This is a genomic window from Streptomyces sp. NPDC007189 (assembly GCF_040703635.1).
Taxonomy (GTDB): Bacteria; Actinomycetota; Actinomycetes; order Streptomycetales; family Streptomycetaceae; genus Streptomyces.
This window is the reverse complement of the sequence record NZ_JBEYEY010000002.1, coordinates 220,589-239,086: the sequence shown is the minus strand read 5'-3', so window position 1 is coordinate 239,086 and position 18,498 is coordinate 220,589. Positions and strand designations below refer to the sequence as shown.

The window sequence follows — 18,498 nt, the reverse complement described above, 5'->3', positions numbered from 1 at the left end:
GGGTGCGGAAACACCCCGTACCCAGCGTCTCAGCGCCTCACCTCAGCGCCCGTTGAACGCATCCTTCAGCCGAGAGAACAACCCCTGCTGACCCGGCTGACTGTGCCTGCCCGGGGGACGACCCCCGGACCCCCGGCCAGCCCCGCCTCACCTCAGCGCCCGTTGAACGCATCCTTCAGCCGTGAGAACAGCCCCTGCTGACCCGGCTGACTGTGCCTGCCCGGGGGACGACCCCCGGACCCCCGGCCAGCCCCCGCCTCACCTCAGCGCCCGTTGAACGCATCCTTCAGCCGTGAGAACAGCCCCTGCTGCCCCGGCTGGAACTGCCCCTGCGGGCGTTCCTCGCCGCGGAGCTTGGCCAGCTCGCGCAGGAGGCGTTCCTGTTCGGGGTCGAGCTTGTTCGGGGTCTGGACCTCGACGTGGACGACGAGGTCGCCCCGGCCGCCGCCGCGCAGGTGCGTGACTCCCCGGTTGTGCAGCGGGATCGACTGGCCGGACTGGGTGCCGGGCCGGATGTCGACCTCCTCCATGCCGTCCAGGGTCTCCAGCGGCACCTTGGTGCCGAGCGCCGCGGCCGTCATCGGGATCGTCACCGTGCAGTGCAGGTCGTCGCCGCGCCGCTGGAACATCGGGTGCGGCAGCTCGTGGATCTCGACGTACAGGTCACCCGCCGGACCGCCGCCCGGCCCGACCTCGCCCTCGCCGGCGAGCTGGATCCGCGTGCCGTTGTCGACACCGGCCGGGATCTTCACGGTGAGCGTGCGCCGGGAGCGGACCCGGCCGTCGCCCGCGCACTCGGGGCACGGGGTCGGCACCACGGTGCCGAAGCCCTGGCACTGGGGGCACGGCCGCGAGGTCATGACCTGGCCCAGGAAGGACCGGGTGACCTGCGAGACCTCACCACGGCCCCGGCACATGTCACACGTCTGGGCGGTCGTACCGGGCGCCGCGCCCTCGCCGTTGCAGGTGTTGCAGACGACCGCGGTGTCGACCTGGATGTCCTTGGTGGTCCCGAAGGCCGCCTCGTCCAGCTCGACCTCGATCCGGATCATCGCGTCCTGGCCGCGCCGGGTGCGCGAGCGCGGGCCGCGCTGCGACGCCGTACCGAAGAACGCGTCCATGATGTCCGAGAAGTTGCCGAAGCCGCCGGCCCCGAAGCCGCCCGCGCCGGCGCCGCTCTGCGAGAGCGGGTCGCCGCCGAGGTCGTAGACCTGCTTCTTCTGCGGATCCGACAGCACCTCGTAAGCGGCGTTGATCTCCTTGAACCGCTCCTGGGTCTTCGGATCCGGGTTGACGTCCGGGTGCAGCTCGCGGGCGAGCCGGCGGAACGCCTTCTTGATCTCATCCTGCGACGCGTCGCGGCGCACGCCGAGAACGGCGTAGTAGTCCGTGGCCACTTACGACTCCGCCAGGATCTGTCCGACGTACCGTGCCACTGCGCGTACCGCTCCCATCGTTCCCGGGTAGTCCATGCGGGTCGGTCCGACCACGCCGAGCTTGGCAACCGCCTCGCCGCCCGAACCGTAGCCGACCGACACCACGGAGGTGGAGTTGAGTCCCTCGTGAGCGTTCTCGTGCCCGATGCGCACCGTCACGCCCGGATCCTTCGCCTCGCCCAGCAGCTTGAGGAGCACGACCTGCTCCTCCAGCGCCTCGAGCACCGGCCGGATCGTGAGAGGAAAGTCATGCCCGAAGCGGGTGAGATTGGCGGTGCCGCCGATCATCAGCCGCTCCTCGTTCTCCTCGACGAGTGTCTCCAGGAGAGTGGAGAGCACCGTCGAGACCGTACCGCGGTCCTCGGCCTCGAAGGCCTCCGGCAGGTCCTCGACCAGCTTCGGCACGTCTGTGAACCGGCGGCCCGCGACCCGGCTGTTCAGCCGCGCGCGCAGGTCGGCGAGGGAGGCCTCGCCGAACGGCGCCGGGCAGTCGACCATCCGCTGCTCGACCCGCCCGGTGTCCGTGATCAGCACGAGCATCACGCGCGCGGGGGCGAGCGAGAGCAGCTCCACGTGCCGGACGGTGGACCGGGTCAGGGACGGGTACTGCACCACGGCGACCTGGCGGGTGAGCTGGGCGAGCAGCCGCACGGTGCGCGCCACGACGTCGTCGAGGTCGACGGCGCCCTCCAGGAAGTTCTGGATCGCCCGCCGCTCGGGCGCGGTCATCGGCTTGACGCCCGCCAGCTTGTCCACGAACAGCCGGTAGCCCTTGTCGGTGGGGATGCGCCCCGCGCTGGTGTGCGGCTGGGCGATGTACCCCTCGTCCTCCAGGGCGGCCATGTCGTTGCGGACCGTCGCCGGGGACACCCCGAGATTGTGCCGCTCGGTCAGGGCCTTCGACCCGACCGGCTCCTCGGTGCCCACGTAGTCCTGGACGATGGCGCGCAGTACCTGAAGCCTGCGTTCACTCAGCATTCGCGCGCACCTCCAGCATGTGGTCCCTCGGTTCCGCTCGGTCCTGCGTTCGTCCGCCTGGCACTCGTCGCATGCGAGTGCCAGCGTCCCCGGCCCAGTGTACGGCTGTCGGGTACACCCGGGGCAAGGTCGCTGCCGTCGCGGCGGCTCGTGCGGATAGCGTCGCGGTATGACGGTGACTTGGGAAGAGCTGGGCTGGGAACGGCTGGCCGCGGGGGTCGGCCGGTGCCGGCTGCCCGGCTGGGACTGCACGGCCGGTCTGGTCCTCGGGGCGGGTACGGCGCTGATGGTGGACGCCGGTTCCAGTCTCTCCGAGGGCGCCCGGCTGCGGAGCCGGGCCGAGCAACTGGCCGGCGGCCGTGTGACCCATCTCGCGCTGACCCACCCCCACTTCGATCACGTCTTCGGGGCGTCCGCCTTCGCGGGGGCGGAGGTGTACGGGGCGGTGGGCCTGGACGCCGTCCTCGCCCGCGAGCGCGAGGCGCTGCGTCTGGACGCCGTCCGCAACGGACTCGCGGTGGCGGACGCCGACGAGGCGGTGGACGCGCTGGTGCCGCCCGGTCACCTGGTCTCGGGCGAGTGGACCCTGGACCTCGGCGGCGGCCGGCAGGTCCTGCTGGCGAACGTGGGCCCGGGCCACACCGGACACGATCTGGCGGTCCTGGTGCCCGGGGAGCGTGAGGTGGTCTTCTGCGGCGACCTGGTCGAGGAGTCCGGCGAACCGCAGGCCGGGCCGGACGCCGTCCCGTCCCGTTGGCCGGACGCCCTCGACCGTCTCCTCGCGCTCGGCGGCGAGGACGCGCTGTACGTGCCCGGTCACGGAGCGGTGGTGGACGCGGGCTTCGTACGGCGTCAACGCGACGAGCTGGCGGCCAGGTTCGGCGTGTCGTAGGTACGGGTCCGGCCCTTCTCCTATCGTCATCCGAATGCGCCCACCCGTCTCCCGCCACCGCCCTTCCCACGAGGGCCCCTCGGGCCCGCGCCCTCGTGTGTACTCCGCCGATCTGACCCCGCCGTGGAAGAAACCGAAGCCCGTACCCGAGGTGCCGGCCGAGCCGGGCCTGGTGGTGGAGGAGGCCGGTACCGGGTTCTGCGGGGCGGTGATCCGCTGCGAGGCGGGCACGGTGACGCTGGAGGACCGCTTCGGCAAGCACCGGGTGTTCCCCTTGGAGCCGCGCGGCTTCCTGCTGGAGGGCCGGGTGGTCACGCTGGTGCGGCCGTCGTCCGGCGGCCCGGTACGGCCCGCCCGCACCGCCTCCGGCTCGGTCGCCGTGCCCGGCGCCCGCGCCCGCGTGGCCCGCGCCGGCCGCATCTATGTCGAGGGCCGGCACGACGCCGAGCTGGTCGAGAAGGTGTGGGGAGACGACCTGCGCGTCGAGGGCGTGGTGGTGGAGTACCTGGAGGGCGTGGACGACCTGCCGTCGATCGTGTCGTCCTTCGGGCCGGGCCCCGACGCCCGGCTGGGCGTGCTGGTGGACCACCTGGTGCCGGGCACGAAGGAGTGGCGGATCGCGGAGTCGGTGCGCAGCGAACACGCCCTCGTCGTCGGCCATCCGTACATCGACATCTGGCAGGCGGTGAAACCGGCCGCGCTGGGCATCGAGGCGTGGCCGGCGGTGCCGAAGGGGCAGGACTGGAAGACGGGCGTGTGCCGGGCCCTGGGCTGGCCGTCGGAGAACACCGGGGCGGTGTGGCAGGCGATCCTGAAACGGGTGACGTCCTACAAGGACCTGGAACCGGAACTGCTGGGCCGCGTGGAGGAGCTGATCGACTTCGTCACGGCCCCGGAGTGACGCGGGCGGCGGCGTCACGGGTGCGCTGCTTGTGACCGGCGCGGTCCGGGGCGCCCAGGTAGGAGCTGGGCTGTTCGAGCCGCCCGAACCACAGCCCGGGCGGCGCCCAGCGCCGGAGCGCCTCTTCGTACACGCGGAAGAAGTGCCGTACGTCGAACCGGTAGCGCAACCGCGGCAGCCCCTCGCGCAGAGGCGCCGCGTCCCGGACGAACTCCCAGAGCAGGGGATGGTCGCGGTCGATCTCGCCGCGGGGGCAGAGCTCCACCGTGTAGACGTGGGTACGGCCGTAACGCGCCCAGTGGATGCCGACCCCTGCCAGTGAATCCCAGGGGATCAGTACAGCGCGCTTGCCTTCCAGGACCCAGAACCCTTGACTGTCCAGGGCCGTCACCCGACGGCGCCACGACCACACCGGGCGGAGCGTGAACAGGCTCGCGAGGCCCAGCAGCAACGGCCAGCCGGAGACGTCACCCTGCCACAGGACGACGAACACGCCGACCACGCCCATCCCGCCGAACGGCACGACGATCAGCAGCGAGACCCAGAGCAGCCATCGCAGGCCGAACCGCACCACCGTGGCGTCGGTTTCCGGCCATCTGTCGGAGATCATGGCCGGGGACTGTATCCGTACGGCGGTCAGTCCACCAGGTCCCTGACCACCGCATCCGCCAGCAGCCGCCCCCGCAGGGTCAGGACCGCCCGGCCTTCCTCGTACGGCCCCTCCTGCAGGAGCCCGTCCGCCAGCGCCCGGCGGGACGCCGCGAGGCCCTCGTCCTTCAGCAGCGCCAGCGGCGCCCCCTCCCGCAGCCGCAGCTCCAGCAGGACGCGCTCCACGCGCCGGTCCTCGTCGGACAGCAGCTCCCGGCCGGCGCCCGGTGAGCGGCCGGAGGCGAGCGCCGCCGCGTACGCCCCCGGATGCTTGACGTTCCACCAGCGCACGCCGCCCACGTGCGAGTGCGCCCCGGGGCCGGCGCCCCACCAGTCGGCGCCGCGCCAGTACAGCTCGTTGTGCAGGCAACGGCCCGCCTGCGAGGTGGCCCAGTTGGAGACCTCGTACCACTCGAAGCCCGCCGCGCTCAAAGTCTCCTCGGCGATCAGGTACCGGTCCGCGTGCACGTCGTCGTCGGTCATCGGGATCTCGCCGCGGCGGATACGGCGGGCGAGCTGGGTGCCCTCCTCGACGATGAGGGCGTAGGCGCTGATGTGGTCCGGCCCGGCGCCGATCGCCGCGTCCAGCGAGGCCCGCCAGTCGTCGTCGCTCTCCCCGGGCGTGCCGTAGATCAGGTCCAGGTTGACGTGGTCGAAGCCCGCCGCCCGCGCCTCCGCGACGCAGGCCTCGGGGCGGCCGGGGGTGTGGGTGCGGTCCAGGATGTCCAGCACGTGCCGCCTGGCGCTCTGCATGCCGAAGGAGATCCGGTTGAAGCCGCCCTCCCGCAGCGCGGCGAGGTACGCGGGGTCGACCGACTCGGGGTTCGCCTCCGTGGTGATCTCGGCGTCCGGGGCCAGCCCGAACTCGTCCCGGACGGCCCCCAGCATCCGTACGAGATCGCCGGCGGCCAGCAGGGTGGGCGTACCGCCGCCGACGAACACCGTGCGGACCGGGCGCGGGTCGTCGCCGAGCACCTTGCGGGCGAGCCGGATCTCGTCCGTCAGCGTGTCCGCGTAGTTGTCGCGGGACGCGAGGACGCCGCCGGTGCCGCGCAGCTCGGTCGCGGTGTAGGTATTGAAGTCGCAGTAGCCGCAGCGGGTCGCGCAGTACGGGACGTGGAGATAGAACCCGAGGGGCCGCTCGGCGGCGCCGGCGAGCGCGTGCGCGGGCAGCGCGCCGTCGGCGGGGACGGGCTCGCCGTCGGGGAGTGCGGAAGGCATGCCTTCCATTGTCCAGCACCGGCGCCGTGACCCGGCCGCCGTCACTCCGCCTGGAGGACCAGCAGGGCGAGGTCGTCCTCGGGCGGGCCGCCGCTGAAGTCGTGGACCAGGCGGCGGATCCTTTCGGCGATCTCCTCGGCGCGCAGGCCGGCGCAGCCGGACAGGGCGTGGGCGAGGCCGTCGCCGTCGTCGAACTGGCGGGAGCCGGAGCGCCGCTCGGTCACCCCGTCGGTGACGCACAGCAGGCTGTCGCCGGGCCGCAGGTCGATGCTCTCGCTGGTGTACGTCTCGTCCTCGACGACGCCGAGCAGGGTCTGCGGGCGGGCCGCCGTGCGCACGGTGCCGTCGGGGCTCAGGACGAGCGGGAGCGGGTGGCCCGCGGAGGCGAGCGTGCAGCGGACCCCGCCGTCGTACGGCGTCAGCTCGCCGTACAGGAGCGACAGGAAGCGGGTCTGCGGCCCGTCCCCGGCGGCCACCGGCCGGCCGCCCGCCGCGACCAGGGCGCGCGCGGCGGCGTCGGCGGCCTCGGTGGCGTCGTCCAGGAGGAGCTGGTTGAGCCGGTCGAGGACGTCGGCGACGCGGTAGCCCTCGCGGGCGAGGAGGCGGAGCCACGGGCGGGCGAGGCCGATCACGACGGCCGCCTCGGGCCCCTTGCCCTGGACGTCCCCGACGGCGAAGCACCAGCGGCCGTCGCCGGCCGGGAACAGGTCGTAGAAGTCGCCGCTGGGGCCGCCCTTGTCGCAGGGCTCGTAGACGAGGGCGCTGCTCATCCCGGGGATCTCGGCGACCGCGCCGGGCAGGAGACCGCGCTGGAGGACCGCGCTGATGGTGGCCTGGCGGGCGTACTGGCGGGCCGCGCCGATCGCCAGGGCCACCCGGCGGCCGAGGTCCTCCACGAGCCCGGTGACCTCCTCGGGGAAGCCGCCCGGCCCGCACCGGCCGAGGACCAGCGTGCCGAGCGGCCGGCCGCCCGCGATCAGCCGGTACGCCAGAGCCGTGCCGTCGGCGCCCTGCGGGCCGAGCGCGGGGCCGGGCCACGGGTACGGTTCGGGGCCGGAGCGCAGGCCCTCACCGGGGCAGGGCGGCTCCTTCTCCAGGGCGCAGCGCAGTTCCTCGATGCGGTTCTCGCTGGCGTGCCAGACCCGGTCGGGCCCGCCGGCGGCACGGCCGCGCACGGTCGCCTCGTCCTCCAGCCACACCGCGCACCAGTCGGCGAGCCGGGGCACGATGAGCTGGCCGGTGAGGGCCGTGACCAGGTTCTCGTCCAGCTGTCCGGCGAGCAGGTCGGAGGCCTCGGCGAGGAACGACAGCGCGCCCCGGCCGAGCCAGTCCCGGTCGCCGTCGGCGCGGTGCGGCTGCGGAGCCAGGTCCTCGGCGACCTCCAGTGCCACGTCCGGCGCCGAGGCGTCCGGGTCGTCCACACCTCCGGGCGGCAGCCGCGCCCAGACGGTCTTGGCGCCTGCGCGGTAGGTGACGCCCCAGGACTCGGCGAGGGTGGTGACCAGGCGCAGGCCACGCCCGTACTCGGCGCTGTCGTACGAGCCGTCGCCGCCGAGGGCGTCGCGCGGGGCGCGGGAGGGGTGCCGGTCGCCCACCTCCACGACGAACGCGCCGGTCTCCTCCAGCCGCCAGTCGACCTCCACGTCCGTGCCGGCGTGCACGACGGCGTTGGTGACCAGCTCGCTGACCACGGCCAGGGCGTCGTCGACGAGCCGGACGGAGACCCCGGGCGCCTCGGCCAGCGCGGCCTGCACCATGGCCCGAGCCGACCCGGGCGCGAGGGGGCTGCCGGGCAGCGTCGCCCGGCCCCGGGCCTCCCTGGCCCGGGGCTCACTCTCCCTCTGCGTCGGTATGGCCGCCATGTCCATGCGGCCAGGGTGACAGACAGGGGGCGGCCATAAGCGGGGAGTTACCGAAATGGACAGAAGTGGGCGCCTTTTGAGCGCCGCTGAGCATCCAGGGGCGCGGGACGCCGTCGCTGTGCGGCTGCGCCGCATGGGCGCGCCGAGCCACGACGGGCCCGCGGCTCCCCGCTGACCGAACCGCCCCCTTACCTCTCCCTCGTCACTTCTCCCTCGTCCCGGCGTACATCTCCTCGATGAGGTCCTTGTACTCCCGCTCCACGACGGGCCGCTTGAGCTTCAGGCTCGGCGTGATCTCCCCGTGCTCCACGTCGAGGTCCCGCGGCAGCAGCCGGAACTTCTTGATGGTCTGCCACTTCTGCAGCCCGGCGTTGAGCTGCCGCACATACCCGTCGACCATCTCGACCGTCTGCGGGGCGGCGACGATCTCGGCGTACGACTTGCCCTCGAGCCCGTTCTCCTTCGCCCAGTCCAGGATCGCGATCTCGTCCAGGGCGATGAGGGCGGTGCAGTAGTTCCGGTCGGCGCCGTGCACCAGGATGTTGGAGACGTACGGGCACACCGCCTTGAACTGCCCCTCGACCTCGGCCGGCGCGACGTACTTGCCGCCGGAGGTCTTGATCAGGTCCTTCTTGCGGTCGGTGATGCGCAGATAGCCGTCGGGCGACAGCTCGCCGATGTCGCCGGTGTGGAACCAGCCGTCGGACTCCAGCACCTCGGCGGTCTTCTCGGGCAGCTTGTGGTAGCCCTGCATGATGCCGGGGCCGCGCAGCAGGATCTCGCCGTCGTCGGCGATGCGCACCTCCGTGCCGGGCAGCGGCTTGCCGACCGTGCCGGTGCGGTAGGCCTCGCCGGGGTTGACGAAGGAGGCGGCGGAGGACTCGGTGAGGCCGTAGCCCTCCAGGATGTGGATGCCGGCGCCGGCGAAGAAGTAGCCGATCTCGGGCGCGAGCGCGGAGGCGCCGGAGACGCAGGCGCGCAGCCGGCCGCCGAAGGCCTCACGGAGCTTGGAGTAGACGAGGGTGTCGGCGACCTTGTGCTTGGCGGCCAGCCCGAAGGGCACGGCGGCGGTGCCGGTGCGCCGGAAGTGGTCCTGGCTGACCTTGGCGTACTCGCGGGCGACCTCGGCGGCCCACTGGAAGATCTTGTACTTGGCCGGGCCGCCCTCGCGGGCCTTGGCGGCGACGCCGTTGTAGACCTTCTCGAAGATGCGCGGCACGGCCGCCATGTACGTCGGCTTCACCACCGGGAGGTTCTCGATGATCTTGTCGACGCGGCCGTCGACGGCGGTGACGTGCCCGACCTCGATCTGACCGGAGGTGAGCACCTTGCCGAAGACGTGCGCGAGCGGCAGCCACAGGTACTGCACGTCGTCCATGGTGACCAGGCCGGTCGCGGCGATCGCCTTCGCCATGTACGCCCAGTTGTCGTGCGGGAGCCGGACTCCCTTGGGGCGGCCGGTGGTGCCGGAGGTGTAGATGAGGGTGGCGAGCTGCTCCCGGGTGATCGCGCCGACCCGCTCCTTGATCAGCTGCGGGTGCTGCTCCAGGTAGGCGGCGCCGCGCCGCTCCAGCTCGGCGAGGCTGATGACCCAGTCGCCCGTCTCGGCGCCGGCCGGGTCGATGACGACGACCTTGGTCAGGTCGGGCAGCTCGGCGCGCTTCTCGAGCGCCTTGGCGACCTGGGCCGCGTCCTCGGCGATCAGCACCCGGCTCTCGGAGTCGGAGAGGATGAACGCCGACTCGTCCGCGTTGGTCTGCGGGTAGACGGTGGTGGTCGCGCCGCCCGCGCACATGATGCCGAGGTCGGCGAGGATCCACTCGACGCGGGTGGAGGAGGCGAGCGCCACGCGCTGCTCGGGCTGCACGCCCAGCTCGATGAGGCCGGCCGCGATCGCGTAGACCCGCTCGGCCGCCTGCGCCCAGCTGAGCGACTTCCAGTCGTCGGGGCCCTGACCGGAGGCAGGCGGCACCGGATAGCGGTAGGCCTCGGCGTCCGGTGTGGCCGCCACGCGCTCCAGGAAGAGGGCCGCGACGGACGGCGGACGGTTCTCGATCAGGGTCTGTGTGTCGCTCACGACATCCTCCGGGGCCCGCGACGGTGCGGCGTACTCGGTGCGGCTGGGATCACTCACGGTGGGGGTTCGTGCTGCTGCTGCGCTGTTGTTTAACTCGCGAGTAACTATCGAGCAGGGATCAGAGTAAGCCGCGACCGGCCGCTGCGTAAGGGGCTTCGGCCAGTCACTTTTCCGTCGTCGCGACGCCATGGACGCGCGGGAGCCCGCCGCGCTTTCGCACGACGGGCCCCCTTGTGTCCCGTTTGTGGACGTAACCGGCTGTTACCGCTGGTTACTTCTTGCCCTTGACCGACCCCGCACTGTCATCGCTCGACAGGACGGCGATGAAGGCTTCCTGCGGAACCTCCACGGAACCCACCATCTTCATCCGCTTCTTGCCTTCCTTCTGCTTCTCCAGCAGCTTCCGCTTACGGGAGATGTCACCGCCGTAGCACTTGGCGAGGACGTCCTTGCGGATGGCGCGGATGGTCTCGCGGGCGATGACCCGGGAGCCGATGGCGGCCTGCACCGGCACCTCGAAGGCCTGCCGCGGGATCAGCTCCTTGAGTTTGGCGACGAGCCGCACGCCGTACGCGTACGCCTGGTCCCTGTGGGTGATCGCGGAGAACGCGTCCACCTTGTCCCCGTGCAGCAGGATGTCGACCTTGACCAGGGAGCTGGTCTGCTCGCCGGTGGGCTCGTAGTCCAGCGAGGCGTAGCCGCGGGTCTTGGACTTCAGCTGGTCGAAGAAGTCGAAGACGATCTCGGCGAGCGGCAGCGTGTAGCGGATCTCGACGCGGTCCTCCGAGAGGTAGTCCATGCCGAGCAGGGTGCCGCGCCGGGTCTGACACAGCTCCATGATCGAGCCGATGAACTCGGTGGGCGCGAGGATGGTGGCCCGCACGACCGGCTCGAAGACCTCGTTGATCTTGCCCTCGGGGAACTCGCTCGGGTTGGTGACCGTGTGCTCGCTGCCGTCCTCCATGACCACGCGGTAGACCACGTTGGGGGCGGTGGCGATCAGGTCGAGGCCGAACTCGCGCTCCAGCCGCTCCCGGATCACGTCCAGGTGCAGCAGACCGAGGAAGCCGACGCGGAAACCGAAACCGAGGGCCGCGGAGGTCTCCGGCTCGTAGACCAGCGCGGCGTCGTTGAGCTGCAGCTTGTCCAGGGCCTCGCGCAGCTCCGGGTAGTCGGAGCCGTCGAGCGGATACAGACCCGAGAAGACCATCGGCTTCGGGTCCTTGTACCCGCCGAGCGCCTCCGTGGCCCCCTTGCTCTGGCTGGTGACGGTGTCACCGACCTTCGACTGGCGGACGTCCTTCACACCGGTGATGAGATAGCCCACCTCGCCCACCCCGAGGCCGTCGGCCGGCAGCATCTCGGGCGAGTTGGTGCCGATCTCCAGCAGCTCGTGGGTGGCGCCGGTCGACATCATCCTGATGCGCTCGCGCTTGTTGAGCTGGCCGTCGATGACACGGACGTACGTCACGACACCGCGGTAGGAGTCGTACACCGAGTCGAAGATCATCGCGCGGGCGGGCGCGTCGGCGACGCCGACCGGCGCCGGGATCTCCTTGACGACCTTGTTCAGCAGCGCGTCCACGCCGAGACCGGTCTTGGCGGAGACCTTCAGCACGTCCTCCGGGTCACAGCCGACCAGGTTCGCCAGCTCCTCGGCGAACTTCTCCGGCTGCGCCGCCGGCAGGTCGATCTTGTTGAGCACCGGGATGATCGTGAGGTCGTTCTCCATCGCCAGGTAGAGGTTGGCGAGGGTCTGCGCCTCGATGCCCTGGGCGGCGTCGACGAGGAGGATGGTCCCCTCACAGGCGGCGAGCGACCGCGAGACCTCGTAGGTGAAGTCGACGTGCCCCGGGGTGTCGATCATGTTGAGGATGTGGGTCGTGCCCTGGTCGGGGCCCTCGGTGGGGGCCCAGGGCAGACGCACAGCCTGGGACTTGATCGTGATGCCGCGCTCGCGCTCGATGTCCATCCGGTCGAGGTACTGAGCACGCATCTGCCGCTGCTCGACCACACCGGTCAGCTGGAGCATCCGGTCGGCGAGCGTGGACTTGCCGTGGTCGATGTGCGCGATGATGCAGAAATTGCGGATCAGAGCCGGGTCGGTACGGCTCGGCTCGGGCACATGGTTAGGGGTCGCGGGCACGCAGGGTCCTGTCTCTTGAGGCGCCTTATGCCTCGGGTCGGATCGATACGTAGTCTCCATGGTCCCACGCGGAGGGACCGGGCACCGTTTTGGGCCGCTCGCAGGGCCACTGGTACTGTAGATGGCTGTGCCTCATGCCCTCTCAGCGCGAGGCGCGACAAACAATTTTGGATCACCGGTACGGGACCCTCGCGGCCCCGCGCCTGAACCTGAAAAGGCTCCTTCGTGGCGAACATCAAGTCCCAGATCAAGCGGATCAAGACCAACGAGAAGGCCCGGCTGCGCAACAAGGCCGTCAAGTCCTCCCTGAAGACCGCGATCCGCAAGGCTCGCGAGGCCGCTGCCGCGGGTGACGTCGAGAAGGCCACCGAGCTGCAGCGCGCTGCCGCGCGTGCGCTCGACAAGGCCGTCTCGAAGGGCGTCATCCACAAGAACCAGGCCGCCAACAAGAAGTCGGCGCTTGCTTCCAAGGTCGTGTCCCTCAAGGGCTGAACCTCCTCTGTGATCTGACCGCCGGAAGGACCCAGAGCGGGCCCTCTCTCATCCGCTCCCGACCGGCACCCCGGATTCGCACGCGGCCTGCGTTCGCCACGCGGGTGCGAGTCCATCCAGCTCCAACCGAAGCCCCGCCACTCCCCCTTCCCCAGGGTGGGTGACGGGGCTTTCGGCATGCCGGGACAGCTTTTGCGAGCGGGCGCTGGGCTGGAGGTCGGCAAGCGGGGGCTGGGGGGAGTTCGGCAAGCGGGGGCTGCGGTGGAGTCCCGCAAGCAGGGGCTGGGCTGGAGGTCGGCAAGCGAGGGCTGGGGCCGACTTCTGCAAGCGGGGGCTGCGGTGGAGGTCGGCAAGCGAGGGCTGGGGGGAGTTCGGCAAGCGAGGGCTGGGCGGAGTTCGGCAAGCGAGGGCTGGGGTGGAGTCCCGCAAGCAGGGGCTGGGGTGGAGGTCGGCGAGCGAGGACTGGGGCCGACTTCTGCAAGCGGGGGCTGCGGTGGAGCCTCGGTATCTCTGGCTATCCCCGGCCGCGGGAGCGAGCGGCACGGGCGATCACCACGACGGCCTTCTCCAACGCGTACTCGGGGTCATCGCCGCCGCCCTTCACGCCCGCGTCGGCCTCGGCGATCGCCCGCATCGCCACCGCGACCCCGTCCGGTGTCCATCCCCTCATCTGCTGCCGTACCCGATCGATCTTCCACGGCGGCATCCCCAGCTCCCGCGCGAGATCCGCCGGCCGCCCCCCGCGCGCGGAGGACAGCTTGCCGATCGCCCGCACGCCCTGGGCGAGCGCGCTGGTGATCAGCACCGGCGCCACGCCGGTCGCCAGCGACCATCTGAGCGCCTCCAGCGCCTCCGCCGTGCGCCCTTCCACGGCCCGGTCCGCGACCGTGAAGCTGGAGGCCTCGGCCCGGCCGGTGTAGTACCGCCCGACGACCGCCTCGTCGATCGTCCCCTCCACGTCGGCGACCAGCTGGGAGACCGCCGAGGCCAGCTCCCGCAGATCGCTGCCGACGGCATCGCAGAGCGCCTGGCACGCCTCGGGCGTGGCCGAACGCCCGAAGGAGCGGAACTCGCCCCGCACGAAGGCCAGCCGATCCGCCGGCTTGGTCATCTTGGGGCAGGCGACCTCCCGCGCGCCCGCCTTGCGCGCGGCGTCGAGCAGCCCTTTGCCCTTGGCCCCGCCCGCGTGCAGCAGCACGAGCGTGATCTCCTCGGCGGGCGCCCCGAGATACGCCTTCACGTCCTTGACCGTGTCGGCGGACAGGTCCTGCGCATTGCGTACGACCACGACTTTCCGCTCGGCGAAGAGCGAGGGACTGGTGAGCTCGGCGAGCGTGCCGGGCTGCACCTGGTCCGGGGTGAGGTCGCGTACGTCCGTGTCGGCGTCGGCGGCCTTGGCGGCGGCCACCACCTCCTGCACGGCACGGTCGAGCAGGAGGTCCTCCTGGCCCACGGCGAGCGTCACCGGGGCGAGAGGGTCGTCATTCGCAGTCTTCCTGGCCATTGCTCAAAGCATCCCACGCGGCACTGACAACCGGACCCCCCACAGCCCCTGACCAATCCCTGACCGCACCCGGAGGAGGTCTCGGGGTTGAGGCCCGGGGCTCGACGGGTTGGGGCTGAGGACCCCGGGGCTCGACGGGCCGGGGCTTAGGGACCCGGGGCCTCGGCGGGTCGGGGCGGGACCGAGGCCGAGGGCAGGAGTGCCGGGGGGAGGAGTGGGGCCTGGGTCGGCGTCGGGGTCGTGCGGCGCCGCGTCGGAGCCGGTCACGGCTTCCCGGTCACGGCTCCTCGCGCCAGCCCTCCCACTCGCCCGCGAACGCGTCCAGTTCCGCCGGATCCAGCCGTCCGCCCTCGTCCCGCAGCACCACCAGCCACTGCGCGTCCTCGGCGTCGTCCTCCCCGGCCAGCGCGTCCCTGACGAGCCGGGGCTCCTCGTCGATGCCGAACCGCTCCCCGAGCGTCGCGGCCACCTCCTCCGCCGCGTCCCGGTCGGGCAGCACCAGCACATGTCGCACATCACTCACGGCCACATTCTCCTGCACCGCACGGAAACCCAACCTCCAGGTCAGCCCATGGCCCACCATCTGCACGTCGAGGTCGACCCGGATGCCCGGTGTCCATTCGGTCACTTCGGGCTCGGGGTCCGGTTCCGCACCGTCGGCACACGGTCCAGCTCGATCCCGAACCTCTCCCGGTACGCCGTCAGCACCTCCTCGTCCGTCTCCAACTCCCGTGCGCCGCACGTACCGTCGGCCGCCGTCGTCTTCAGTTCGCGCCCGCTGAGCGTGATCCGCCCGCCGTCCTCGGTGAGCCGTGAGCAGACCAGCGACCGGGTGAAGTGCGACAGCGGCGAGGTGCTGTGCCACCAGGCGCCGGCCACGCAGTCCCCGAGCGCCCGGGGTCGCGTCTCCAGCCGGTACCGCGGCGTCCCGTCCCGTACGACGTCCAGGTCCCCGGCGCCGGCCGAGCCGCCGCCCCGCACCCCGGCCGCGTCCGGCCCGGCGTCCGCCACCCGGAACACCCCGCCGGGGTCGGCCTGCTCCGCGCGGTCCGTGCAGCTCAGCGGGTGGTGGCTGTGCGCCCCGAACCCGACGTCCGCGAGCCAGGTGTCCCCCTCCACCGTCCCCACCCGCAGGGCGAGATGGTCGTAGGGGATGCCGAGCCGCCCCTCGTCGCCGTACACGCGTGCCGCGAGCAGCTCGACCTCGTAACCGAGCGCGGCGAGCAACGCACCGAAGGCGCCGTTCAGTTCGTAGCAGAAGCCACCCCTCCCACGTCCGATCAGCTTGTCCAGCAGCCGCCCCTCCTCCAGCACGATCTCGTCGCCGAGGTGGATCGACAGGTTCTCGAAGGGCACGGTCCGCAGATGGCGCAGATGCAGCTCGTGCAGCGCCCGGCTGGTGGGTTTCGGCGGACGCTGCGCCCCGATCCGGCGGAGATATGCGTCGGCCTGACGTGAGTCCATGGACCCAGTCTGGTCGAACACCCGGTCATCGGTCTCTCGCCACCCGCATCTCCCCGCCCGTCCCTCCGGTCCCGCCGACCGCGAGTTCTCCGTCCCGGTCGGTGCGCAGCACCAGCGCCCCGCCCGCCCGCAGCGCGGCCACGGTCGCCGGCGCCGGGTGTCCGTACGGGTTGTCCTCACCACAGCTGATGAGCGCCACCCGGGGAGCCGCAAGGCGCATCAGCTCCGGATCCTGATACGCCGACCCGTGATGGGCGACCTTCATTACGTCCACACCGGCCAGCTCGGCGGCCACCGGTGACCGTGCCAGCGCCTGCTGGGCCGGCGGTTCGAGATCGCCCAGCAACAGCATGCGCAGCCCGCCGGAGCGGACCAGCATCGCGACGCTGGCGTCGTTCGGATCCTCCGGCTCCGGCACCGGCCCCGGCCAGAGCGGGGTGCGTGTGTCCCCGGGCGGCCGGACACTCGGCGGGGGCCACAGGACCCGCCAGGACAGCGGTCCGGTGCGCCGCTCCTCCCCCGCCACGGCCCGCGTGACCGGGATGTGCCGCGACGCCGCCTCCCTTCTGACGAAGTCGGCCTGATCGGCGGGCTCCTCGAATCCCGTGGTCTCGATCGCGGCCACCGAACGGCCCCGCAGCACACCGGGCAGTCCCGCGACATGGTCGGCGTGGAAGTGGGTCAGGACGAGCAGCGGCACTCGTGTGATGCCCAGTTGCCGCAGGCAGTGGTCGACCAGCGCCGGATCGGGTCCGGTGTCCACGACCACTCCGGCTCCCTCACCCGCCGCCAGGACGGTCGCGTCACCCTGTCCCACGTCGCACATCGCGTACCGCCAGCCCGGTGGCGGCCAGCCCGTGATCACCCGGGTCAGCGGCACCGGCCGCACCACCGCCAGCAGCACCAGCACCCCGAGCAGCCCGCACCACCACGGGTGCCGCATCAGCCGCCGGCCGGCCAGGACGACGGCCACGGTGACCACCGCGAGCGCCAGCGCCCCCGGCCAGCTGCCCGGCCAGTCGACTCCCGCGCCGGGCAGCGCGGCCCCCGTCCGGGCGACCCGGGCGATCCAACCGGCGGGCCAACTCGCGCACCACGCCAGCGCCTTGGCGAGTGCCATCGCCACCGGCGCCGTCACCAGCGCCGCGAACCCCAGCACCGTGGCCGGTGCCACCGCCACCTCGGCCAGCAGGTTGCACGGCACCGCCACCAGGCTCACCCGCGCCGACAGCACCGCGGTGACCGGCGCACACACCGCCTGTGCCGCAGCGGCCGTTGCCAGCGCCTCCGCGAGCCTGGGCGACACCCGGCGCCGGCGCAGTGCCTCGCTCCAGCCCGGGGCCAGGACGAGCAGCGCGCCGGTGGCCAGCACGGAGAGCAGAAAGCCGTAACTGCGGGCCAGCCACGGGTCGTAAAGCACCAGCAGCAGGACTGCCGTGGCCAGTGCGGGAACCAAGGATCTACGGCGTCCGGTGGCCAGGGCGAGCAGCGCGACCGCACCGCACGCCGCGGCCCGCAGCACGCTGGGGTCGGGCCGGCACACGACCACGAATCCCAGCGTGAGCACTCCGGCCAGCAGCGCCGTCGCCCGCAGCGAGAGCCCGAGGCGCCGGGCCAGGCCACGGCGTTCGGCAAGCTGCGCCAGTCCGGGCGGGCCGATGAGCAGCGCGAGCAGGACGGTGAGGTTGCTGCCGGACACGGCCAGCGTGTGCGCCAGGTCCGTCTCCTTGAACGCGTCGTCCAGCTCGGGTGTGATTCGTGAGGTGTCTCCGACGACGAGCCCCGGAAGGAGCGCACGCGCGTCCCCCGGCAGACCGTCGGTCGCCTCCCGCAGCCCGGCCCTGAGCCGTCCCGCCAGCCGTTGCGGTCCGCTCGGCCCGGCCACGATCCGCGGTCCCGGACGGCCACGCACCCGCAGCACGGCCGCGGTCCGCTCGCCACCGCTCAGCGCGGGCGCCAGCCGCCCTCTCACCCACAGGCGCGTGGACGGCAACAACCCGAGCCAGGCCTGCCGTGCCCCCTGCGGACCCTGTGCACGCCATGCGCCCTGTCCACCTCGCGCGCCCGGGCCAGCCGGCAGAGCCGCGTCCCCCTCCCCCGCGGAACCGCCGTTCCGAGCGGCAGTTCCTTCCGGTGCCGGGACGTCCGCGTCGACGACCAGCAGCACCGGGGTCCGCGTCCGCACGCTCGCCCCATCGGTCCGCTCGACGCGCCGCACCTCCGCCCGGGCCAGCACCGCCACCGGCGCCGCGTGATCACCGCGCACGCGCGGCCGGCTCAGCCAGGGGTCACCGCTCACCTCGACCTCGGCGGTCACGGTCGCGTACCGCCGGCCCAGCTCGGGCACCGGCCCGCGTCGCAGGTCCGCTCCGTGCAGCCCGGCCGAGGCCGCCGCCGCGGCAACGCAGAGCAGCACGGCGGCGACGGAAGCACGGGCCCACGCGAACCGCCCGGTCGACCGCCTGACTTGTGCCCTCCGTCCAGACCCGGCCGATGGCGCCGGTGCGTTGGGTGCCTGCTGTGCCGCCATTGCGTTCGGTGCCGTCTGCACCGCTGGTCCGATGGCTGCCTGCCGTGCCGCCGGTGCGTTCGCTGCCGTCTGCGCCGCCGCTACCGGCCGTCCGGCCCTGCCCGGTCTCCGCGCCCGCAGCAGGACGACCCCACCCACCAGGCAGATGCCCACGATACCGGCCGTCCAGGGCGCCGGTGTGTTCAGTGTCAGAGCCGCCGTGGCCCAAGCCGCGAGCGCGGGTGGCACCAGACGCAGGTCCAGGGGCGCCGCCCGGTCACCGTGAGCGGTCCCGTGCGCGCTGAGGTCGTGACTCGTGCCGCCGGCCCCCGGGTTCCCTCGCCCGGCATTCGCCAGCCGGCCCGAAC

At 72.4% G+C, this 18,498-nt stretch carries 14 protein-coding genes; 3 read left to right on the top strand and 11 right to left on the bottom strand.

Annotation, left to right across the window (positions count from 1 at the left end; all coding sequences use genetic code 11):
• Positions 1-263 precede the first annotated feature (263 nt).
• Together dnaJ and hrcA are read right to left on the bottom strand one after the other, a co-directional pair.
• Positions 264-1,397 (bottom strand): molecular chaperone DnaJ, encoded by a 1,134-nt coding sequence (gene dnaJ / locus AB0950_RS04185; RefSeq protein ID WP_360144439.1) that lies wholly within the window; start codon positions 1,395-1,397, stop codon positions 264-266.
• Positions 1,398-2,414 (bottom strand): heat-inducible transcriptional repressor HrcA, encoded by a 1,017-nt coding sequence (gene hrcA, locus AB0950_RS04180; protein WP_360144442.1) that lies wholly within the window; start codon positions 2,412-2,414, stop codon positions 1,398-1,400. It lies immediately after the preceding gene.
• A gap of 169 nt (positions 2,415-2,583) precedes the next feature.
• On the opposite strand from hrcA, the gene AB0950_RS04175 reads away from it, so the two are divergent.
• Positions 2,584-3,306, top strand: coding sequence for an MBL fold metallo-hydrolase (locus tag AB0950_RS04175; RefSeq protein ID WP_366777754.1), 723 nt, complete (start codon positions 2,584-2,586; stop codon positions 3,304-3,306).
• A gap of 97 nt (positions 3,307-3,403) precedes the next feature.
• Positions 3,404-4,207, top strand: a complete 804-nt coding sequence (locus tag AB0950_RS04170; RefSeq protein WP_360145465.1) for a DUF3097 domain-containing protein — start codon at positions 3,404-3,406, stop codon at positions 4,205-4,207.
• On the opposite strand, the gene AB0950_RS04165 is transcribed toward AB0950_RS04170, so the two are convergent.
• From AB0950_RS04165 to lepA, 5 genes are all read right to left on the bottom strand, one after another.
• Positions 4,191-4,817, bottom strand: coding sequence for a hypothetical protein (locus tag AB0950_RS04165; RefSeq protein WP_360144446.1), 627 nt, complete (start codon positions 4,815-4,817; stop codon positions 4,191-4,193). The two genes, AB0950_RS04170 and AB0950_RS04165, sit on opposite strands and share 17 nt — an antisense overlap.
• Positions 4,818-4,843: 26 nt before the next feature.
• On the bottom strand, positions 4,844-6,076 hold the full coding sequence (gene hemW, locus AB0950_RS04160) for a radical SAM family heme chaperone HemW (protein WP_366777753.1): 1,233 nt from the start codon (positions 6,074-6,076) through the stop codon (positions 4,844-4,846).
• A gap of 41 nt (positions 6,077-6,117) precedes the next feature.
• Complete coding sequence (locus tag AB0950_RS04155; RefSeq protein ID WP_366777924.1) at positions 6,118-7,938, bottom strand: SpoIIE family protein phosphatase; 1,821 nt, start codon at positions 7,936-7,938, stop codon at positions 6,118-6,120.
• Between the two features lie 202 nt (positions 7,939-8,140).
• Positions 8,141-10,015, bottom strand: a complete 1,875-nt coding sequence (locus AB0950_RS04150) for an AMP-dependent synthetase/ligase (protein ID WP_360144451.1) — start codon at positions 10,013-10,015, stop codon at positions 8,141-8,143.
• Positions 10,016-10,286: 271 nt separating this feature from the next.
• Positions 10,287-12,161, bottom strand: a complete 1,875-nt coding sequence (gene lepA / locus AB0950_RS04145; RefSeq protein WP_360144454.1) for a translation elongation factor 4 — start codon at positions 12,159-12,161, stop codon at positions 10,287-10,289.
• A gap of 225 nt (positions 12,162-12,386) precedes the next feature.
• On the opposite strand from lepA, the gene rpsT reads away from it, so the two are divergent.
• Positions 12,387-12,653 carry a 30S ribosomal protein S20 gene (rpsT, locus tag AB0950_RS04140; protein ID WP_360144457.1) on the top strand — a complete coding sequence of 89 codons (267 nt, stop codon included), beginning with the start codon at positions 12,387-12,389 and terminating at the stop codon, positions 12,651-12,653.
• A 514-nt stretch (positions 12,654-13,167) separates the two neighbouring features.
• Here the strand turns inward: rpsT and holA are convergent.
• The 4 genes from holA to AB0950_RS04120 all read right to left on the bottom strand — a co-directional run bounded on the left by holA (position 13,168) and on the right by AB0950_RS04120 (position 18,394).
• Complete coding sequence (gene holA, locus AB0950_RS04135) at positions 13,168-14,157, bottom strand: DNA polymerase III subunit delta (protein ID WP_360570859.1); 990 nt, start codon at positions 14,155-14,157, stop codon at positions 13,168-13,170.
• A gap of 277 nt (positions 14,158-14,434) precedes the next feature.
• Complete coding sequence (locus AB0950_RS04130; protein WP_360144463.1) at positions 14,435-14,680, bottom strand: hypothetical protein; 246 nt, start codon at positions 14,678-14,680, stop codon at positions 14,435-14,437.
• Positions 14,681-14,781: 101 nt separating this feature from the next.
• On the bottom strand, positions 14,782-15,621 hold the full coding sequence (locus tag AB0950_RS04125; protein WP_366777752.1) for an arylamine N-acetyltransferase: 840 nt from the start codon (positions 15,619-15,621) through the stop codon (positions 14,782-14,784).
• 25 nt (positions 15,622-15,646) lie between these two features.
• On the bottom strand, positions 15,647-18,394 hold the full coding sequence (locus AB0950_RS04120) for a ComEC/Rec2 family competence protein (RefSeq protein ID WP_366777923.1): 2,748 nt from the start codon (positions 18,392-18,394) through the stop codon (positions 15,647-15,649).
• Positions 18,395-18,498: the final 104 nt, after the last annotated feature.

Bases quoted from the DNA above. Each gene is read 5' to 3' on its own strand.
- hrcA (WP_360144442.1), bottom strand. From the start codon at position 2,414: ATGCTGAGTGAACGCAGGCTTCAGGTACTGCGCGCCATCGTCCAGGAC.
- AB0950_RS04175 (WP_366777754.1), top strand. From the start codon at position 2,584: ATGACGGTGACTTGGGAAGAGCTGGGCTGGGAACGGCTGGCCGCGGGG.
- AB0950_RS04165 (WP_360144446.1), bottom strand. From the start codon at position 4,817: ATGATCTCCGACAGATGGCCGGAAACCGACGCCACGGTGGTGCGGTTC.
- hemW (WP_366777753.1), bottom strand. From the start codon at position 6,076: ATGCCTTCCGCACTCCCCGACGGCGAGCCCGTCCCCGCCGACGGCGCG.
- AB0950_RS04155 (WP_366777924.1), bottom strand. From the start codon at position 7,938: ATGGCGGCCATACCGACGCAGAGGGAGAGTGAGCCCCGGGCCAGGGAG.
- holA (WP_360570859.1), bottom strand. From the start codon at position 14,157: ATGGCCAGGAAGACTGCGAATGACGACCCTCTCGCCCCGGTGACGCTC.
- AB0950_RS04125 (WP_366777752.1), bottom strand. From the start codon at position 15,621: ATGGACTCACGTCAGGCCGACGCATATCTCCGCCGGATCGGGGCGCAG.